The following is a 20,083-nucleotide window of genomic DNA, read 5'->3' as shown; positions in this document are numbered from 1 at the left end:
TATTACTAAAAATGCTAAAGGAAAAAAATAAAAAATCGAATGTTACGTATTCTGTTGATAGACGATAATCCCAGCGATCGCAAGCTCGAAAGTCGCGAACTTCAACGCGAGTTTGCTGAAATAGAAATTCAAACGGCGATCGATGCAGCTGAGTTTGAACGCACTCTAGCAGCAGGCGGATTCGATCTCGTCATCACAGATCATCAATTGCATTGGAGCGATGGACTAGCTATTTTAGATGCAGTCAAAACTAAGTATCCCGATTGTCCGGTGATTTTATTTACGGATAGCGGTACGGAAGAAGTTGCCGTGACAGCCATGAAGCGGGGAGCGACAGATTACGTCCGTAAGGGAAAACCCTATCGCCTCGCGATCGCCGTGCGCGAAGCTCTAGAAAAGCAAAACCTGCGGCAGGAACGCGCCAAAGCGATCGAACAAATGCAGCTTTCAGAAGCGAATTTACGATTTGCGCTTGAAGCAGCCGATCTTACTGCCTATACTTGGAACCTGCAAACCGGAGAAGTTCGCCGTTTGGAGAATGCGGGTAACGTATCGGAAATTGGTGACGGCGAGATCGTGGGGACATTCGAGCAAGTGTTGAATCTCGTTCATCCCGACGATCGAGAGCTATTTCAAACTGAGATTCAAGCTGCCTTGAAAATAGGAACCTATAGCTGCGAATTTCGCATTCTCAAACCAGATGGCTCAATTGCATGGGTTTTAGATAAAGGACGGGCAATTTACGATCGCTCGGGAAACCCAGTAGGATTGTTTGGCATTGCCTGGGAGATCACGCAACGCAAACAACTCGAACAAGAACAAGCGCGGCTATTCGAGTTAGAGCAAGTTGCCCGTAATGCTGCTGAATCTGCCAACCGGATTAAAGACGAGTTTCTCGCCATGCTTTCGCATGAATTGCGATCGCCACTGAATGCAATTTTAGGTTGGGCGACAATTCTCGAATCGGGACGACGAGATGAAACGACACTACAGCGGGCAATTAGTACGATCTTGCGCAACGCTCAAGTACAAACTCAATTGATTGAAGACCTGCTCGATGTGTCTCGCATCGTTCAGGGTAAATTGAAGTTACAGTTTATTCCACTCAATTTAGCTACCCCAATTCAAGCCGCGATCGAAACAGTTGAGTTGAGCGCCCAAGCCAAATCAATCGATTTACAGATCTTCCTCGATCGCGATCTCGGTTTCGCTTATGGCGATCCCAATCGCTTACAACAAGTTGCCTGGAATCTACTCACAAATGCGATTAAATTCACGCCATTTGGTGGGCGGGTTGAAGTGCGTTTATCAGTAGCTCCAGAGAGCGAGAAGCCAACCGCAGGAGGTACAGCGTCCCCTGACTTTCTTGTACGGGCGAATGGCTTACCCCCACTCACTACCAATCCAACTTACGCTCAAATTACAGTTAGTGACACTGGTAAAGGTATTGCGACTGAGTTTTTACCCCATGTATTCGAGTTATTTCGGCAAGCGGATGCTTCGACTACCCGCAACTACAAGGGGCTAGGACTTGGCTTGGCGATCGTGCGCTATCTGGTGGAAATGCACGGCGGTTCGGTAGCCGTCGAGAGCCTGGGAGAAGGACAGGGAGCCACATTTACAGTATTATTGCCTTTGATGGGGATGGAAAGTCGGGAGTCGGTAGGGGCGCACAGCAGTGTGCCCGGACTGGGGAATCGGGAGCCGCACAAGGAGGACAAGGGAGACAAGGAAGAAGCCAAAGCGATCTTTCTCCCTCAGCTTCCTCAGCTTCCTGGGCTCCCTCAGCTCTCTTCTTCTCTCACTCCTCCATTACCGCTCAATAACTTGCGCGTGTTGGTCGTTGATGACGAACCAGATAGCTGTGAAGTGATTGCAGTGATTTTGCAAACGAGCGGTGCAAAGACGTATACTGCTGGCTCAGTACAAGCAGCTTTGCAAGCCTTAGAAGCTTTCCAGCCAGATTTGCTAGTCAGTGACATAGGAATGCCTGGAGAAGATGGATATGCGTTGATCCGTCAGCTCAGAACGAAAACAACAGCACATCGGCAGATTCCGGCGATCGCAATGACAGGATTTGCCAGACTTGAGGATCGGACTCAAGCGATCGCGGCTGGCTTTCAACGTCATTTACCTAAACCCATCGATCCAGACACGCTGATTGCCGTAGTTACAGATTTAATTCAAGAGATAGGTAAGACATTTAATAGTTGGTAGTTGGTAGTTGGTAGTTGGTAGTTGCGTTGTGTGTGTTGCGGTGCGGTGTGGTGCGAGATCGAAAGTGGCGAGAGGCAAATTTTGACTTCTGACTTTTGACTTTTGACTTTTGCTCACCGCCAGTCTTTACCAACACGGATTGTGAGCGAAGAATCCAAATCGCCGATCGCGGCGGCTTCAATATTGCCGACACCTAAGATTTGCTGAATTTTAGCTGCTGCTGCGGTATCGCCTTTTTGAGCAATGATATTTGTCTGGCGCTGAATATCCGACCAATCGGAGACTGCATAGACGTTGGTAAAGCCTTTTTGCTTGAGATAGCGGACGACTTTTTGACTCAATTGGGGTTTGCCCGAAGCATTTTGCACGGCAATTTTCAGACTTGTCAGCGGTTTGGGTTTGGGTGCAGCCCCAATCGTAGAAGTACCAAAGTACTGACTCATAATCTGGTCTTGACCTGAAGTATAGAGCCAATAGCTGCTGGGGTCTTGACTGTAAGGGCTGAGATCTCCTGGTAAAAGCAGCATTTGCCAGTGTTCCGGCTTCATTTGGACGCTAAAACGCACGATCGCCCGCAGTTCTTCTGGGCTGAGATTGGTTTCAACTGCAGTTTGCATAATTTTGGTAATTTCCGGCAGTTGGGGTAGTATTGCCGGACTGGTAAGGCGATCGCGCAAAGCTGCAATCAACATCTGCTGGCGCTGGACGCGATCGAGATCTCCCTGGTTTGAGGCGCGGAAACGAGCAAACTGTTCTGCTTGTTCCCCACTTAAAGTTTGCCAGCCTTGTTCTAGATCGATCTGCAACCGTTGCGTCCGGTCTTGGTATGCCATGCGTTCGGGAACAAATACCTCAATCCCTCCGATTCGATCTACCAATTGCCGCAAAGCATCTGTATTGATGCTGAGGTAGCGATCGATCGGGACATTATTTAACGTGCGGCTGACAACTCGCGCTGCTAAAGGTGCGCCTCCCAAGGCATAAGCGCGAGAAATTTTATCTAGACCGAGCTTGGGTAAGACAACTTGACTATCTTTAGGAATTGAAAGTACCCTGATGGCTGGGCGAGCGGGGTTGAAGCGGATTAACAGCATTGTATCGCTAGTCCCAGTTGCCGACGCAGATTTAGGATTATACCCGATGGTGCTAGGAGGAGGTTCGATACCCAGAACGAGAATATTTACCGGACGGGAGAGATTGTAGGGCAAGCCATTGCGGAGGAAAGTACTACGCGGTTGCGGAGAGTCTCTAGATAGCAAGTCAGAAGAAGTGCGACTGCCCCAAATTGGTAGTAGCAGCGCCACCATTGCCCCTAGCAAGATCGACAGATTGACTACGCCAATCCAAAATAGGAGACGGTTTCTTGTCATCTGAAACCACAACCAACGGCGAAAAGTCAAGAAATTGTGGCGAGTGACAGACAGCGATCGCCTCACCTCCACTTCTTGCAGTTGTCGTTTCAACCGCCGATCGACTCGTTTTAGTACACCAATCACAACAACTTATTCCCCCAAGCCAAACCCTACAGAAATAGTAATCCAATAAGTTACGATTGCCTTTAGCAAAAGCAAAGTAAACTCGAAAGCAGATTTAACAATTTTTGACGCGAACGCTTATGAATGGTTCTCTCATCCCTGTGATTTTGGCTGGAGGTAAAGGCGAACGTTTTTGGCCCCTCAGCCGCAGGCATCGCCCCAAACAGTTTTTAAGTTTAGATGGTAGCGGTAAAAGTTTACTGCAAGCGACAGCCGATCGCCTCTTACCTCTAGCAGGGAATTGGGAAAATCTCTGGGTGGTGACATCAAGCCAACTTGCCGAGGGAGTAGCCGCACAACTCCCCCAGATGCCAGCCCACAACATTTTGGCAGAACCAGAAGGGCGAGATACAGCCCCAGCCGTAGCTTGGAGTACGTTGGAAATAGCGCAACGCTACGGGGAAGACGCTGTTATAGGTTTTTTTCCTGCCGATCCTTGGATTGGAGATTTGCCAGGGTTTCAACACACTCTACAAGCTGCTGCTCAATTAGCTGCCACCACAGATGCGATCGCCACACTGGGAGTTAAGCCCAGCTACCCGGCAACTGGCTACGGTTATATCGAGCAAGGCGATCGGACTGGAATTTATGGTAACTTACCTGTCTATCGCGTCAACCGCTTTACCGAAAAACCAGACCTACATACAGCCGAAGAATTTCTCTCCACGGGGCGGTTTTGCTGGAATAGCGGCATGTTTATCTTTCGAGCCGGGGTGGTACTCAAAGAACTGCATACCCACGCCCCAGACATCCTCATCCCCCTCAAACAGCAAGGCAGAGCGGCTTACTCCCAGTTGCCCAAAATTAGCATCGATTATGCTCTGATGGAGAAAACCAAACTTGCCTACGTGCTACCAGCCGACTTTGGTTGGGACGATTTAGGCGACTGGAATGCGATCGCCCGTTTGCTCCAAGGAGAAACCCCCAACGTCGAAGTCGGTCATCATGTCGGGCTAGATACCGCAGGCAGCTTAGTTTATGCTGAGAACGACGAAGATGTCGTTGTGACTATTGGCTTAGAAGATGTCGTCATCGTGCGCGATCGTAACGTTACCCTCATCGTCAAGAAAGACCGCACTCAAGAAATCAAACAAGTTTTGAAATTATTGCAGGATAATCCTAAATTTAGTCATTTATTGTAAAGGGGTAATTGGTAGTTGGTAGTTGGTAGTTGGGTGGTGCGTGGCTTGCGACTTGCGACTTGCGACTTGCGACTTGCTACCTCAGCTCCCTCAGCTTCCTCCGCCCCCTCAGCTCTCTTCTTCCCCTTGTGGCAGATGAGTTAAGTTGCTATTTAGGATAGAAATTGACTGTTGGTAGCGAGATGAATAGTTATGCTGACAAGCCAGTGGGATGCAGCCGCCAGAACAGTAGCGTTAAACTTGATTGAGTTTTATCAGAGATCTGTTTCTCCTCGTAAAGGCTTTGATTGCTCGCACAGGATTTTGTATGGCAGCCAATCTTGCTCTGCTTATGTCAAACACTTGCTCGTGCGGCAAAGTCTATTATCAGCCATGAAATTATCAACTCAACGATTTCAGGCTTGTTCCCGTGCCAGGCAAATTCTCAAATCTCAAAAAACGTCTGCTGGCTTCTGCTGCATCGTAATTCCTTGCTGCATACCATTATGAGTAGTCAGTTATTAGTTGTCAGTGACTCGTGGCTAGTGGCTGGTGACTAGTGCGTGAAGAACTTACCAACGACTAATGACTAATGACTAACAACCAATTACCCATTACCCATTACCAACTACCTAAACTGTGTTCCTAACTCAAAACACTTCTCGTCAACGAGAAATCGCTGAAATTCTGTTCCGTAACGGCTGGGACTACATGCGACGGCTGCTAACTGGGGGCAAAACAGACGAGCCTCAGTTACCGACACCAGCCGTATTGCGTAAAATTCTGGTGGATTTGGGACCTGTTTATGTTAAATTCGGGCAGCTCATGTCTACCCGCCCCGATCTATTACCTGCTTCTTATATTGATGAGCTGTCAACCCTACAGGATGATGTTCCACCCGTGCCTTGGGCAGAAATTGAAGTTGCGATTCGCCAACAGCTTAAAAAACCTTTAGAAGAAACTTTCAGTAAAATTAACTTTCAAGCTGTTGCCGCTGGATCGATCGGTCAAATTCATCGTGCTACGTTGACAGATGGTCGAGAAGTTGCTATCAAAGTGCAACGTCCCGGGATTGATGCGATCGTCGCTCAAGATATTTCCTTAATTCAAGGAGTCGCCGATTTAGTAGCGCGAAGTGAGTTCGGTCAGAATTATGAGATTAAATCTTTAGCGAATGAATTTACATCTGCATTAGAGGCAGAACTAGACTTCACGAGAGAAGCACATTTTGCCGAACAATTACGCCGCAATTTGTCAGCTAGTCGGTGGTTCGATCCACAGCAATTAGTCATAGCAGAAATTTTCTGGGACTTGACCACAGAAAAATTGTTAGTGATGGAATGGTTAGATGGAGTCCCTTTATTAGCAGCAAACTTTGCTGAAAATAATGGTGTTTCTCCAGAAACCAAACGACAAGAAATTACGACTTTGCTATTTCGGGCTTTTTTCCAGCAGCTTTATATTGATGGATTCTTCCATGCCGACCCGCATCCCGGCAATATTTTCTATCTCAAAGATGGGCGCGTTGCGCTGTTAGATTGCGGGATGGTAGGCAAACTCGATCCTCGGACTCAGCAAATTTTAGTAGAAATGTTGTTGGCAATTGTTGATATTGACGCTCAACGATGCAGTCAGTTGACATTACAATTGTCAGATTCAGCTCAACCCGTAATTTTATCGCGATTGGAAAACGATTACGATCGCATGTTACGGAAGTACTATAACTTAGATCTGTCTCAAATCAATTTCAGTCAAATTATTTATGAATTACTGCAAGTTGCTCGTAACAATAAAATCCGCTTGCCGAGTAATATGGGTTTGTATGCAAAAACCCTTGCCAATTTGGAAGGATTAGCACGTCAATTTAATCCAGAAATTAATTTTCTCGATGAAGTCAAACCTTTGTTAACAGACTTGTTTCGTCGCCAGTTATTAGGCAATCGTCCTGTAGAATCTTTATTACGAACAGCCCTCGATATCAAAAGTCTTTCGCTGCAATCCCCCCGCCAGATCGAACTGTTATTAGACCGCGTGACCTCAGAGACATTGCAATGGAATTTATCGGTACGGGGATTAGATAGCATACGTCGTACCCTTGATGACTCTGCTAACCGCCTCTCGTTTAGCGTATTAGTTGGCTCGTTAATTATGGGCGCAGCGATTATTTCTTCCAAAGCCCAGACAGCACAGCTATCGTGGCTCAGTAGCGTCCTATTTGCAGTAGCAAGTTTGTTGGGATTGTGGCTGATTTTTAGTATCCTGCGATCGGGGCGTTTGCGGTAGGCTTTGTTAAAGCTAGACGAGCCTGCTCAACTTTCAAATCTTCAATAAGAATCGCTCCTCATGTTCCCATTTAAGACTCACGACTCACCGCCTTAATGCAATATCAAATCGTACACAAAACAATCTACACCTACAGCCAACCAATAACTTTAGAGCCGCACACAATTCGATTGCGCCCTCGGTCGGATGGATGGCAAACGTTGCAGAACTTTGAACTAGAGATATTGCCAACTCCCGTGAGTCAGTCTCAAATTATCGATTTGGATGGCAATGCGGCAATTAAAGTTTGGTTTGGTTCGCAAACTACAGAATTATTAGAAATTCAAACGCGATCGCAAGTAGAAACTCACTGCACCAATCCGTTTGGTTTTCTGTTAGAACCGTGGGCGAATAAACTACCAATTGATTATCCAACTTCGTTGCGATCGCAACTCCAACCATATCTACAAGGATATTGGAATACAGCAGGAATAGATCCAATTGCCATTCAACTGGCACAAGAAATTCATCACGCCCAAAATGGGGAAACGGTAGGATTTTTAACAGCACTCAACGAACGAATTTATCAAAATTGCCAGCAAGTTATTCGCGAGACGGGCGCACCTTTACCTCCAAGTATTACTTGGACAGAAAAATCTGGTTCTTGTCGCGATTCAGCAATTTTATTTATGGAAGTTTGTCGTGCTATAGGTCTAGCAGCACGTTTTGTTAGTGGCTACCAAGAAGGCGACCCCGATGCAAACGATCGCCATCTTCACGCTTGGGCTGAGGTGTTCTTACCAGGCGGGGGCTGGCGGGGTTTCGACCCTACACACGGGTTAGCTGTGGCTGACGGTCACATTGCTGTAGCTGCTAGTGCCATTCCTCAAAGTGCCGCACCAGTCAAAGGTGGATACAAAGGAAAAGCACAGTCAGAGTTAAAATACAAGTTATCGATTCAACCTGCGATGGGACAATAGATTTGGTAATTGGTAATTGGTCACGCACCACGCACCACTCATCACAAATTATCGTACTGCTCTAAATGTTCTGGTTCGACTTGTGCCGCAGTTATCCAGGCTTGCATGGCAGGAAGATGCCGAATTGCTTCGGCGTAGTCTTGGCAAATCGGATCTAATTTGACTCCGTAAGTGATAAATCTGGAGACAACTGGGGCAAACATGGCATCAGCAATTGTAAAGTGACCGAACAGCAGATCGCCGTTATTATTGCCAAATTTTTCGCGGCATTCACGCCAAATTGTGGTGATGCGATCTATATCTTCTTGTACTCCTGGTTTCATCCCTTTACCAGGAAAGTGACTGCGGCAATTCATGGGCATATTTTGACGCAAATTTTGAAAACCTGCGTGCATTTCGGCACTAATCGATCGTGCTAAGGCACGGGCAGCTAGTTGAGTTGGTAATAATTTAGCAGCGGGAAATTGTTCGATTAAATATTCGCAAATTGCCAAAGATTCCCAAATTGTAATATCTCCATGCTGCAATACTGGCACTTTTCCAGTCGGGCTGTAGCGAAAAATTTCTTGGCGAAATTGTGGTGTGTCGAGCGGAATTCTGATTTCGTTAAAATCTACGCCAATTTGTGTTAAAACTAGCCAAGGGCGTAGCGACCAAGAAGAGTAATTCTTATTGCCAATAACTAAAGTGAATTGTGTCATAAAAGTTATCAGTTAACAGTTATCAGTGACTCGTGGCTGCTGGCTAGAAAAGAATCTAGTCACTAGCCACTCACCACTCTCTTACTAATGACAAATAACAAATGACGAATGACCAATAAGTTTAACGAATCGGGACGAACCCAGCCTGCTTGACGATCGCCTGACCTTCTTTAGATAGCAACATGTTGACATAGGCAAGTCCAGCTTTTTCATCGACTGAGCGATCGCGACGGATCATGATAAATAGGCGGCGAGTCATTGGATAAGTGCCGTCTAGAAACGCTGGTGCATTAACCTGTCTATTCTCTGTCAAAGGTTGCACGTATTGTTTGGTGTTGGCTTTGGCTAAAGCAATGGGACGGATTGACTTCTGGTTAGCAAAGATAGGAGCCGAACCGTAAGAAATTCCACCCTGTGTTGCAGCAACCTTACGAATTGCTGTGGTGTAATCGCGGACAATTTGCACGTTAGAACCGACATCTTCGCCTTCGCCGCCTAGTAGTAACTTAAGTACGCTAGTAGTTTTGGGATCGAGTCCGACAGGCACAATTGGCACGTTTGGTCCTCCTACCTGCTGCCAGTTTGTCACCTTGCCTCTGAAGATTGCTTGTAATTGGTCTATGGAAAGCCCAGTCACAGGTAGAGATACAGGAGTATAGAAGATCACTCCGTCAATCGCCACTGGTATTTGTTCCAAGGACAATCCACGGACTTTAGCCTTGTTGTAGTCACCTTCTTCAAGGGATCGAGCGCTCTGAGCAATGCTCAATTCACCATCGATCAGCATTTTAATTCCCGTACCAGAACCAGGTTCGCCATTAAAAGGCTCGGTGTAGCGCAGGTGAAAATCTGGGTGGGCTTTGGCGATCGCATCGTTCATGCCAGCAGCAGTCAGCGCTGCAAAAGTGTGAGCGCCACCATAGTTAAATAGACCAGATGGCACATTTTCTACCTCCTGCATTGAATTCCGCAGTTGCAAACCAGAAGTCTCGGCAAGTTCTGCTGGTACTGGCTGTGGTAGGAAGGTCGGGTAATTTTTCCAGACAACATAGGTGAGTCCCCCAGCAACGACTAGAAGTGCCGGAACTAGAAACTTAGCAGGAATTGCAATGGTTCGCCAGTTTTGTTTCAGATAATTTTGTGGCAAGAAATGACGTTTCTGCGGATCTCCATTCAGGGATTGGGAAGTCTTAGGAGCGATTCTCGATGGGTGTGAAAATCCAGACTGAGTAGTCTGAGGGATCTCTAGCTGCCTTGAATGTTCGTTTGGAAGGGCAACGGGCAAGATGGGGTTTAAAACCTGTAAAATCTCATCTGCTGATTGAAAACGATTGGCAGGTTTTTGTGCCAACATTCGATTCAGAGTTTTTGCCAGAAGTGGACTTAACTTTAACTCCTGCTCCCAAGACCACTGTAGAGTATCTGGATCGAGCAACTGCTGAGGTTTTTTCCCCGTCATCAATACGAGGATTGTAATTGCTAGAGCATACAAATCGCTGTGGGGAGCTACTATGCCAAAATAAAGCTGTTCCTCTGGGCAATAACCGATTTTACCGACACAAGTAATCGCAGAACCAGGAAGATTTTGCTCTGCTTCTAGCTGCGTACCTATTTGAATTGCTACCTGTTTCACCCCTCCCATATCAATTAATACGGGCAGACTATCTTCTCTACGAAGGATGATATTATCAGGCGCGATATCTCGGTGAACTACCCCGCGACGGTGAAGATAACTAAGAACTGGTAGTAGGTTTTGTAAAAGTTCTAAAATTTCTGTTTCACTAAAGCATTGACCTTGCTCTAAGCGATGCTCAAGAAGATCCTTATATGTTGGTCCATCAACATAATCTAATACTAAAAAAATTCGTCCTTCTTGCCGAAATATCTGCCAAAATCGAGGAATTTGTGGATGTTCGAGCTGGTGCAGCATCGCTGCTTCTCGTTGAAATAATTCTTCTGCTTTCTTGAGGGCGGTAGTGTTCCTCATCGAAGGCATAAACTCTTTAATCGCGAATTTTTCTCGAAACCGCCCCATGTCTTCTGCCAAGTAGGTTCTACCGAAACCTCCCTGTCCTAGCTGTCGTTGGATGATGTAGCGCTCGTGCAGGCAAGTTCCAGGTTGCAATGGCTCACCATCATTTTCTGTGAGCGAAATTGCACCTACTGGCTGGGATTGTACTATTTGTAAAAGTTCACCACACTGAGAACAAAATCTTGCTCCTGCTGCAACTTGGTGTCCTCTACTACACACAATACTCATAGTCGTTTTCCACCCAGATGACACAAGTATAAAACACTTCAGAAGTCAGCTTATAATTTCGGTATTTATTCGTTGCAATTTCCTGCTTGACAGCATAGATGAAAAAGATGTAAAAAAACCATTAAATCTTCTAGCAGATCGCTTAAGTACTAACTACAAGCCTTCCGATCGCCATTACAGATTTTGTATAGATATTTAAAAATGTCTTGTTTAGAGCAGTGATTTGTAGTAGCCTTTCTTCTCCAAATATTGTTGATGATAGTCTTCCGCCAGCCAATAAGTTGAAGCGGGTTGTATTTGGGTCACGATCGCCTTATCGTACTTATGCGATCGCTCTAACTGCTCTTTAGACTGTCTAGTTGCTTGTTCTTGTGCGGGTGTGTGATAGAAAATGACCGAGCGATATTGTTCTCCTCGGTCTGCACCTTGTCGATTTAAACTTGTCGGATCGTGGATACTCCAGAATAAGTCGAGTAGCGTCTCATAGCTGACTACCGCAGGATCGTACTTTACTTGGCACACCTCAGCGTGTCCCGTAATCCGAGAGAGTACGTCCAAATAGCTTGGATGCTCGAAATGTCCACCCATGTAACCAACAGAAGTGGAGACAACACCTTTACAGGTGCGAAAAGCAGCTTCTACACCCCAAAAGCATCCGGCTCCAAAAGTTGCTATTGCCATAATAAGTGGTGAGTGGTGCGTGGTGAGTGATACGTGGGAAATTGTAGAGACGTTACATGTAACGTCTCTACACTGTCAAAGTTGACAACGCCCTTCGGTATTGCACTCAGTCTTTTGTTGGCGTTGGGCAACAATTGTTTTCAGATCCGGTCGTCCCGTTAGCGCTAAGCGCCAGTCAGCCCAAATTCCGTAGAGGCGATCGACTATAGAACCAACTATAGGCAATTTGGTTGCAGCATAGACCCAACCCATGCCCAAGATTTCGTAAACTCGGCGAAAAACTTCTACGTTTTTGACAATCGTGCCGTCAGGAAGAATAGCGTGGATGCGTCCCATTGCCGTTTCAAAGTCAACTCCACTATTAGCTGCGGGGTTGTAATTCTCGTCTGCAATGTCTACAAACTCGACTAGTCCCCGATTGGCATCTCGTTTGCGCAAAAAATTGACCTCACGCATACACAAGGGACACTCGCTGTCATACAACAGCTTAATTTGCCAGGTCGGAGACTGTATAGCTGTTTGAGTTGCGTGAGGCTGGGTGTTTGATAACGACATATAGCGATCGCGGTTAAATCAGTGACCAGTTTGACAGTGACCAGTGACCAACAACATACGGATTTTTTGTGTGATAACTGATAACTGGTCACTGTCTATTAACTATCTTAATAAAAGTTAATAGCTAGAAACTGCGATCGACGGGCGCTTTCCTAGAGAAGCGAGTTTCGATTGACTTGATAATGATATACAGCACGGGGATGACGAATAGACTCAACACAGTTGCAACGCACATCCCGCCGAAAGTTGCCGTTCCCAGTGATTGACGCGCCGCCGCACCGGGACCCGTAGCTATCATCAGGGGAATACCACCCGCAACCGTGGAAAAGGCTGTCATCAAAATCGGTCGCAAGCGTTCTTTCGCCGCCTCAACGGCTGACTTGGTAATACTCAATCCCTCATCGTGCAGTTGGTTGGCAAACTCGACAATCAGAATTGAGTTTTTACTTGCCATCCCAATTAGCATCACAAATCCAACTTGAGTGTAAATATCGTTGGCTGCACCTCGAACGAGAACGGCAAGTAAAGCGCCAAGAATTGCTAATGGTACTGTCAGCAGAATAATAAACGGATCGACAAAGCTTTCGTACTGGGCTGCTAGTGTCAGAAACACGAAGATTACGCCCAAACCAAAGATAAAAATTGCCTGTCCGCCAGACTCGACTTCTTCTAAAGAAAGTCCAGACCACTCATAGCCAAATCCTCTTGGTAGTGTTTCTTTTGCCACTGCATCCATCGCTTTAATAGCTTGTCCCGAACTCACCCCTGGGACAGGGGAACCGTTGATTTCCACCGAGCGGGACAAGTTGTAGTGGTTGATAATTGAAGGGGCGATGATTTCTTTCACGGTCACTAAGTTACCTAACGAAATCATTTCACCCGTTTGCGCTCCTTCAGGGACATTACGCGATTCTCCTTCGGAGACGCTGCGCGAACGCACGTACAATTTCTTAATATCTTCTGGGTTGGAACGAAACTGAGTATCAGCTTGTACGTAAACTCGATACGCCCGATTGAACTGGTTGAAGTCATTCACGTATGTAGAACCGAGAAAGGCTTGTAGGGTGTTGAAAATATCTTCCACCGGAACCCCAAGCGCGTTAGCCTTATCGCGATCGACTTCTACAGAAATTTGCGGTGTATTTGCACTGAAATTAGGACGTAAACCCGTCAGTTGCGGTCGTTCGGGAGATGGGTAAGTGTTGGCGCGACCCATAAATTGACCCAAGGCTGTACCCATCGCGTCAAAGCCTAAATTTGCCCTATCTTGTAGGTGAAACTCAAAACCGCCAAAATTACCCACACCATTGATCGCGGGAAAGTTAAACGGAATGACGGTAGCTTCTTGAATACTCAGCATTTTCGGGAATAAACCCGAAGGCTGGGGGAAAAAGCCGCCAATAATTGCTTGTAACGATTGGTTTGCGCCTCGTCTCTCTGCCCACGGTTTAAGAGTGGTAAAAATCAAGCCGTTATTAGGTGTCGAACCGCTGAAGCTAAAACCACCGACAGCAAAAACTTGTTGCACTTCTGGCACTTCCTTGAGTATTGCCTCGGCTTTTTCTAAAACTTTTTCGGTGTAGTTAAGCGATACCCCTTCTGGGGCTTGGACGATGGTAATAAACACCCCTTGGTCTTCATCGGGAATAAAGCCTGCGGGAATGAAATTGTAGAGCCAATAAGTAAACCCTAACGCGACTGCAAATAGGGCGAGAATAATTCCCTTAGCATTAGTCAGCTTAGAAATACTACGACTGTAAATTATTCGGGTTTTCTCGATCGCCCAGTTAATCCCATTAAAAAACCAGTTATTCGGGACTTGCCCGCGTCTGAGTAACACCGCAGACAGCATCGGCGTAAATGTTACGGCATTAAACGTCGATACGGTAATCGAAAAGGCGATCGTCAATGCAAACTGTCTGTATAACTGTCCGGTTGTCCCAGGGAAAAACGCCACCGGAACGAATACGGTAATCAAGACGAGAGAAGTGGCAATGACGGCACTAAACAACGAATTCATCGAGGCGATCGCTGCATCTACAGGTCGCATCCCATCATCTTGAATTCGGCGCGTGATATCTTCGACAATCACCACCGCATCATCTACAACTAAACCCGTTGCCAAGGTCAAGCCGAAGAGAGTCAGGGTATTAATTGAAAAACCGAAGATTTTGACAAAAATAAACGTCCCGATTAAAGCTACAGGCATGGCAATTGAAATCACCAATGCCGATCGCCAATTTTGCAAGAAGATGTAAACGATAATGACGACCAATCCCACCGCTTGCAGCAGCGAGACGATCACCTCTTCCGTTCCAGCTTGGATAAATGTCGTGGTATCGAAAGCAATTTCGTAGTGCATCCCAGGCGGAAAAGTTTCTTTTAATCGTTCCATTTCCTGCTTCACAGCCGCCGCCGTATCGAGGGCGTTACTGCCAAATTGCTGATTGATGCCTAAGCCTACACCCCGGTGCGTGACGCGATCGCTTGCAGTAAACCGCAATAGAGAACTATAATTTTCCGCACCCAACTCTGCTCGACCGATATCCCTAAGTCTGATTAAAGTGCCATCTTCAGCAGTTCTAATAACCAGGTTGTTAAATTCTTCCTCGTTCTGTAATCTGCCTTGGGCGTTGACTGCATACTGGTACAGTTGCTCGGATTTATTCGGTGGTTGTCCGATCTGTCCTGCCCCAACTTGCAGGTTTTGCTGTTGCAATGCCGCGATCGCATCTTGGGGAGTCAAGTTACGACTGGCGAGACGATTGGGGTCGAGCCACAAGCGCATTGCATATTTGCGTTCGCCAAAGATTTCTACACCACCAACTCCTTTAATCCGTTTGAGGGCATCGGCAATGTAGAGATCGGCATAGTTGCTTAAATAAGTTTCGTCATAGATATCTTGTTTTTTGTTTTCATCGCGATCGGAATAAACTCCAAATGCTAGCAAAAAGTTGTTGTTAGCTTTCGTGACTTGCACGCCTGTCTGCGTCACGGGTCCAGGCAACCGCGATAGTACCGTCGATACCCGATTTTGCACGTCTACCGCTGCTAAGTCTTGGTTGCGTCCTAATTCAAATGTCAGATTGATGCTACTGGTTCCATCGTTAGCGCTGGTCGATTTGATGTAGCGTAAGCCTTGGATACCGTTGAGTTCTTGCTCTAAGACGTTGGTAACGGTCGATTCAACAACTGAGGCATTTGCTCCCACATAGTTTGAAGTGACGCTGACTTGCGGCGGAGCAATTTCAGGATACTGCGCGACTGGTAATGTAGGGATAAATGCAATTCCCAGCAGGGCAATGATAATCGAACACACCGCTGCAAAGACGGGGCGTTTGATGAAAGTATCGGAAATCGAGAAAATCATAAAGTATTATTACGAAGTCGGAAGTCGGCAGTCGGAAGTTATTCACCCGACTAGAGGTCTGACACGCTTGAAATCCCGATCGGTAGCATTTTTGCTTCTCTCCATAGCTGAAGTTAGCGATGTGCGCAGGCTAATTGGTAAAGTACCCATTTTTCTCTCAATTCAGGCAAGGAGGCAAAGCCTACAAAAGCAAGATGATTTGGTTATGAATCAGAAAACAGAAAACAGAAAGCAGGGAGCAGATAAAACAACTTGAGTATAAACTCGGATGAGCGATCGCTCGCGACAGTTCCGGATACAAGAGTTTGTGAATGGACGAATTGCTAGATCGCAGTGTAATACACATACTACACAATTGGTAAATAACTTTGGGGCGATCGCGCTTTTCCTTTCAAGGCAAAATTTACACCTCTTATAGGGTAAGCATTCTACGTATCTGGTCAGGTATGTTAAGCATACGATATATTCTTGTAGTCTATTATTCTGACACAAGTGAGGTACATTGCAAGGTCAAGTAGCGAACAAATGTACTAATAATATAAAATTAGTGCTGATGTCTCAAGACGCTGTTGGAGATCGCTGTAATATCAATGTTCGGTAGTGGGTTCCACAGAGGAGCTTTCCCAATGGCTTAAGATGACAGCGTTAACCGTATTACTGACGACATTTAAAACAGTTTTCAAGCCATCCGTGAGGCGATCGACACCTGCAACAAGGGCTACTCCCTCTACGGGCAGTCCGGCGGCTGAGAGTACAGTTGTCATCATAATAATTCCTGCGCCTGGTACGCCTGCGGTACTAAATGAAACCAGAAAAGTACTGAGAGCGATCGCTAGCATTAGTGATGGAGTCAGCGGAATCTGATAGAGTTGGGCGATAAATAGAGCGTTAAACCCTTGTAAAATTGCCGAACCGTCGCGTTTTAAAGCCGTACCCAAAGGAATAGCAAAACTAGCAATATCTTCGCGCATTCCATAGTTTTCTTGGGCATTCTGTAAGGCAATTGGTAGCGCTGCATTCGAGCTTGCCGTACCAAATGCTAAAGATAAAGTTGGGAAAAAACATTGAAAAAAGTGTATCGGCTTGGCTTTAAGAATGAATAGAACAAGAGCATAAAAACCAATCATAATTATCGAGCCAATACATAAACCGATAACATAGACAAAAAGTTTAACAATTAATTCTAATCCCTGAGTGGCGATCGCCGAACTAATTAAAGCAAAAACTCCAATTGGAGCTGTATATAAAATCAACGATAAGATCTTCTCAAAAATAAAATAAACACTTTCTATTAAGCTAACAAAGTTTGTAGCTTTATCTCCAATTAATTGAAGGCCAACACCAATTAAAGCAGCAGAAAAAATCGTCTGAAGTAAGTTCCCCGTGCTTAATGCTTCTAGAGGATTAACCGGAATCAAACTCACTAACCACTCAATTAAAGATTGCTTTTGGGTTACTTGGGTAACTTCGGCAATCTGAAAGCCAGTAACTCCAACTCCAGGTTTCAAGACAATTGCCAGAAAGATACCCAAACCAACCGCGATCGCGCTAGTAACTGCATAACTAGAAATTAACTTTAGCGCGTATCTGCCAACTTGAGTAGCATTTTGAATCCGAGTTAAGCCGAGAATCAGCGAAGAAAAAACAATCGGCACAACTACAAATTGAATCAGACGTAAGAAAGCCTCACCAAGAGGGGAAAGAAGGTAGTAGTCGAGAAACGCAATCGCCTCTGGAAAGCCATAAATTAACAAGATTCCAAAAGCAATTCCTAATCCAAGCGCAGCTAAGATTAACGTTGATATTTTCATTAAATCAACTATTTTGACAGAACTTTTTATCTGAGTATATATTATAATGTTTCACAAACACAGCTTAAATACTCTTTGTGTCCTTCTTTGCGTCTTTGCATCTCTGCGCGAAACAAAGAAAAAAATATCCTCCACCCAGCTATATAAAGAGGATAAAAAACTAGATCTCCTCAACTACAATATCTTCTCCAAAAATTGCTTAGCGCGATCGCACTGAGGATGAGTAAAAAACTGCTGAGGCGATGCATCCTCCGCTAACCGTCCTCCATCTAAAAACAAAATGCGATCGGCAACTTCTCGCGCAAATCCCATTTCATGAGTGACGATCGCCATTGTAATCTTAGTTCTAGCAAGATCTTTCATAACTTCCAACACCTCCTTCACCATTTCTGGATCGAGGGCTGAAGTTGGCTCATCAAACAACATAACTTCTGGTTTCATAGCCAAAGCACGAGCGATTGCCACTCGTTGCTTTTGTCCTCCAGATAATTTTGATGGATATACCTTAGCTTTTTCTGCTAAACCAACTTTTTCTAGCAGTTCCATTCCTGCTTCACGGGCTGTATCTTTCGGTACGTGCTTGACTTTAATCGGAGCATAGGTGACATTATCTAATACTGTCATGTGCGGAAATAAATTGAAATGCTGAAATACCATACCGACATTTTGACGAATTTTCATAATATCAGTGTGGCGGGAAGTAATATCAGTACCATTAATATAAATTTTACCCGCAGTTGGTACTTCTAGTAAGTTTATACATCGCAAGAATGTAGATTTTCCCGAACCAGAAGGTCCAATAACTGCAACAACTTCTCCTTTTCTAATTTGGGTCGAAATCCCTTGCAAAACTTTGAGACTGCCAAAAGATTTCTCTAAATTTTCAACATGAACAGCAACATCTTGCTCAAGTGCTACGCTGTAATCTTCTTTCAAGTACATATCCCCCCCAAGTCAAACTCATGACTAATAAGTAGTAAATTAAACCCGCAAACAGCAGCGGTTCAAAATAGATATATTTTTCTGCTCCAACGATTTGAGCGCGACGCAAAAGATCGGCTACGCCTATTGTAGAAACTAATGCCGAATCCTTAAGTAAAGTAATACTTTCATTCACCAAAGCTGGTAAAATATTTTTGATTGCTTGAGGCAAAATAATATCTAACATCATCGGCTGGTAGGCAATTCCTAATGACAAAGCTGCTTCCCTTTGTCCCTTATCGACTGCCAAAATGCCCCCGCGAATTGTCTCAGAAATGTACGCTCCTGAGTTGAGGGTGAAGGTGATGACCCCTGCTAATAAAGCGGGAATATCAAAGCCCGTGAGTTGTGGTGTAGCATAGTAGACTAAAGCAATTTGTAGTAGTAATGGCGTACCGCGAAATATAGAGGTATAGGCATTAGCAAGCCACACCAACGGCTTAAATGTAGAAATTTTTAACAGTGAAAGAATTGTTCCCCAAATGAAGCCGAAAAAGACAGACAAGGCACTAAAAAGTAGTGTAGTTCCTACGCCTTCAATAATGAAAGGAATACTGGCAGAAATATTACCAGAACCCGATGTTGCTGCGTTGGTAGCTGGTTGTTCGTTATTCCCAAACCATTTATTAATCAGATTTTTCATTTCACCGCTGTCCTGTAATTGTTTAAGGACGCGGTTAAAATCGCCAACTAAATTTGAGCCTTTGGGAAAAGCGATCGCAGATCCAGCTTCTTCTGTATTAGCAAGAGTATGAAATTCTAAATCTGGATTGTTAGCAACAAAACCTTTGGCAATTGTATCTTCAATAATTGCTGCTTGAATTCTACCAGATTTAACTTCTTGGATAATTTCACCAATTCTGTTTAAAGGAACTAAGTTTACTCCTTTAAATTTTTTCGCGGCTTTCTCTTGCAGAGAACCGAGTTGAACGCCGACTTTTTTGCCTGCTAAGTCTGTTGATTTAGTTAGGTTACTACCTTTCTGGGCAATAATTGTATTTTTAGCTTCGTAATAAATGTCAGAAAAATCGACATTTTTTCTGCGTTCGGGGGTAGGTGTCATTCCCGCCATCGCAAAATCAGCTCGTCGAGATTGCAGAGCCGGAATAATACCGCTAAAGTCAGTATCGCGAATTTCTAGCTCAAAGCCTAACTCTTTAGCGATGTATTTTGCAATATCAACGTCAAAGCCGATGATTTCGCCTTTACCTTTTGCCGTATCGCGAAATTCGTAAGGTGGATAGTCCGCTGATGTTACCATTACCAGTTTTTTGCCTGCATATGGCTGTTGGGCGACTAGTTCATTTACCCAGCCAAAGCAGAGACTAACAAATAATGCCGTACTCAATAAAAGTGCAAACAAAAGCCTTTTTTTTCTGGGCATAGCAATCAACTTTTGTTTTTATCTATGGTGTTGAACTGTTGCTAAGCTATATTTGAGAGATTTTAAGAACAGTTCCAACTATCCTAAGACTTATTTTCAGAGTTAGGCGATCGCTTTGCTACAAATTTATCGCAATTCTCGATTGCGTGCGTGATGTTTGTAGAGGCGCACGGCTGTTAGGGCGCACAGCTGTGCGCCCCTACACCCTTAAACAGGGGGAATTAA

At 45.1% G+C, this 20,083-nt stretch carries 14 protein-coding genes; 5 read left to right on the top strand and 9 right to left on the bottom strand.

Features of this window, described 5'->3' with window-relative positions; translation table 11 throughout:
• The first annotated feature begins 39 nt into the window (after positions 1-39).
• Complete coding sequence (locus tag DSM107010_RS11480) at positions 40-2,217, top strand: hybrid sensor histidine kinase/response regulator (protein ID WP_127022999.1); 2,178 nt, start codon at positions 40-42, stop codon at positions 2,215-2,217.
• A gap of 113 nt (positions 2,218-2,330) precedes the next feature.
• Here DSM107010_RS11480 and DSM107010_RS11475 read toward each other — a convergent pair whose 3' ends face one another.
• Positions 2,331-3,713, bottom strand: a complete 1,383-nt coding sequence (locus DSM107010_RS11475; RefSeq protein ID WP_127022997.1) for an LCP family protein — start codon at positions 3,711-3,713, stop codon at positions 2,331-2,333.
• Positions 3,714-3,832: 119 nt separating this feature from the next.
• On the opposite strand from DSM107010_RS11475, the gene DSM107010_RS11470 reads away from it, so the two are divergent.
• The 4 genes from DSM107010_RS11470 to DSM107010_RS11455 all read left to right on the top strand — a co-directional run bounded on the left by DSM107010_RS11470 (position 3,833) and on the right by DSM107010_RS11455 (position 8,115).
• Positions 3,833-4,894, top strand: a complete 1,062-nt coding sequence (locus DSM107010_RS11470) for a mannose-1-phosphate guanylyltransferase (protein ID WP_106166961.1) — start codon at positions 3,833-3,835, stop codon at positions 4,892-4,894.
• A gap of 192 nt (positions 4,895-5,086) precedes the next feature.
• A complete protein-coding gene (gene yidD, locus DSM107010_RS11465; protein ID WP_106166960.1) occupies positions 5,087-5,383 on the top strand; it encodes a membrane protein insertion efficiency factor YidD in 297 nt (98 codons plus the stop codon).
• A 129-nt stretch (positions 5,384-5,512) separates the two neighbouring features.
• Entirely contained in the window at positions 5,513-7,156 is a 1,644-nt protein-coding gene (locus DSM107010_RS11460) for an ABC1 kinase family protein (protein WP_106166959.1), read from the top strand.
• Between the two features lie 95 nt (positions 7,157-7,251).
• The gene (locus tag DSM107010_RS11455; protein WP_106166958.1) at positions 7,252-8,115 is read left to right on the top strand and encodes a transglutaminase family protein; all 864 of its coding nucleotides are present in this window, start codon (positions 7,252-7,254) and stop codon (positions 8,113-8,115) included.
• Positions 8,116-8,156: 41 nt separating this feature from the next.
• Here DSM107010_RS11455 and DSM107010_RS11450 read toward each other — a convergent pair whose 3' ends face one another.
• The 8 genes from DSM107010_RS11450 to DSM107010_RS11415 all read right to left on the bottom strand — a co-directional run bounded on the left by DSM107010_RS11450 (position 8,157) and on the right by DSM107010_RS11415 (position 19,858).
• Positions 8,157-8,816: a glutathione S-transferase family protein gene (locus DSM107010_RS11450; protein ID WP_015156386.1), complete on the bottom strand. Its 660-nt coding sequence runs from the start codon at positions 8,814-8,816 to the stop codon at positions 8,157-8,159.
• A 121-nt stretch (positions 8,817-8,937) separates the two neighbouring features.
• Positions 8,938-11,076, bottom strand: a complete 2,139-nt coding sequence (locus DSM107010_RS11445) for a serine/threonine-protein kinase (protein WP_106166957.1) — start codon at positions 11,074-11,076, stop codon at positions 8,938-8,940.
• 210 nt (positions 11,077-11,286) lie between these two features.
• Positions 11,287-11,757, bottom strand: a complete 471-nt coding sequence (gene msrA / locus DSM107010_RS11440) for a peptide-methionine (S)-S-oxide reductase MsrA (RefSeq protein ID WP_106166956.1) — start codon at positions 11,755-11,757, stop codon at positions 11,287-11,289.
• A gap of 75 nt (positions 11,758-11,832) precedes the next feature.
• The gene (locus tag DSM107010_RS11435) at positions 11,833-12,312 is read right to left on the bottom strand and encodes a thiol-disulfide oxidoreductase DCC family protein (RefSeq protein ID WP_106166955.1); all 480 of its coding nucleotides are present in this window, start codon (positions 12,310-12,312) and stop codon (positions 11,833-11,835) included.
• A 124-nt stretch (positions 12,313-12,436) separates the two neighbouring features.
• Complete coding sequence (locus DSM107010_RS11430; RefSeq protein WP_106166954.1) at positions 12,437-15,682, bottom strand: efflux RND transporter permease subunit; 3,246 nt, start codon at positions 15,680-15,682, stop codon at positions 12,437-12,439.
• Between the two features lie 587 nt (positions 15,683-16,269).
• Positions 16,270-17,493: a dicarboxylate/amino acid:cation symporter gene (locus DSM107010_RS11425; RefSeq protein WP_106166953.1), complete on the bottom strand. Its 1,224-nt coding sequence runs from the start codon at positions 17,491-17,493 to the stop codon at positions 16,270-16,272.
• A 174-nt stretch (positions 17,494-17,667) separates the two neighbouring features.
• Positions 17,668-18,435, bottom strand: a complete 768-nt coding sequence (locus DSM107010_RS11420) for an amino acid ABC transporter ATP-binding protein (protein WP_106166952.1) — start codon at positions 18,433-18,435, stop codon at positions 17,668-17,670.
• Entirely contained in the window at positions 18,401-19,858 is a 1,458-nt protein-coding gene (locus DSM107010_RS11415; RefSeq protein WP_015156380.1) for an ABC transporter substrate-binding protein/permease, read from the bottom strand. Before DSM107010_RS11415 ends, DSM107010_RS11420 begins: the two co-directional genes overlap by 35 nt.
• Between the last annotated feature and the right edge of the window lie 225 nt (positions 19,859-20,083).

It is taken from the genome of Chroococcidiopsis cubana SAG 39.79 (assembly GCF_003991895.1).
In the GTDB taxonomy this organism is placed as follows: Bacteria; Cyanobacteriota; Cyanobacteriia; order Cyanobacteriales; family Chroococcidiopsidaceae; genus Chroococcidiopsis; species Chroococcidiopsis thermalis.
This window is presented reverse-complemented; position numbering and strand designations above follow the sequence as displayed.

What these genes read in the sequence shown, in the direction of transcription:
- DSM107010_RS11480 (WP_127022999.1), top strand. Translation starts at nt 40, where the DNA reads ATGTTACGTATTCTGTTGATAGACGATAATCCCAGCGATCGCAAGCTC.
- DSM107010_RS11470 (WP_106166961.1), top strand. Translation starts at nt 3,833, where the DNA reads ATGAATGGTTCTCTCATCCCTGTGATTTTGGCTGGAGGTAAAGGCGAA.
- yidD (WP_106166960.1), top strand. Translation starts at nt 5,087, where the DNA reads ATGCTGACAAGCCAGTGGGATGCAGCCGCCAGAACAGTAGCGTTAAAC.
- DSM107010_RS11455 (WP_106166958.1), top strand. Translation starts at nt 7,252, where the DNA reads ATGCAATATCAAATCGTACACAAAACAATCTACACCTACAGCCAACCA.
- DSM107010_RS11450 (WP_015156386.1), bottom strand. Translation starts at nt 8,816, where the DNA reads ATGACACAATTCACTTTAGTTATTGGCAATAAGAATTACTCTTCTTGG.
- DSM107010_RS11445 (WP_106166957.1), bottom strand. Translation starts at nt 11,076, where the DNA reads ATGAGTATTGTGTGTAGTAGAGGACACCAAGTTGCAGCAGGAGCAAGA.
- msrA (WP_106166956.1), bottom strand. Translation starts at nt 11,757, where the DNA reads ATGGCAATAGCAACTTTTGGAGCCGGATGCTTTTGGGGTGTAGAAGCT.
- DSM107010_RS11435 (WP_106166955.1), bottom strand. Translation starts at nt 12,312, where the DNA reads ATGTCGTTATCAAACACCCAGCCTCACGCAACTCAAACAGCTATACAG.
- DSM107010_RS11430 (WP_106166954.1), bottom strand. Translation starts at nt 15,682, where the DNA reads ATGATTTTCTCGATTTCCGATACTTTCATCAAACGCCCCGTCTTTGCA.
- DSM107010_RS11425 (WP_106166953.1), bottom strand. Translation starts at nt 17,493, where the DNA reads ATGAAAATATCAACGTTAATCTTAGCTGCGCTTGGATTAGGAATTGCT.
- DSM107010_RS11420 (WP_106166952.1), bottom strand. Translation starts at nt 18,435, where the DNA reads ATGTACTTGAAAGAAGATTACAGCGTAGCACTTGAGCAAGATGTTGCT.
- DSM107010_RS11415 (WP_015156380.1), bottom strand. Translation starts at nt 19,858, where the DNA reads ATGCCCAGAAAAAAAAGGCTTTTGTTTGCACTTTTATTGAGTACGGCA.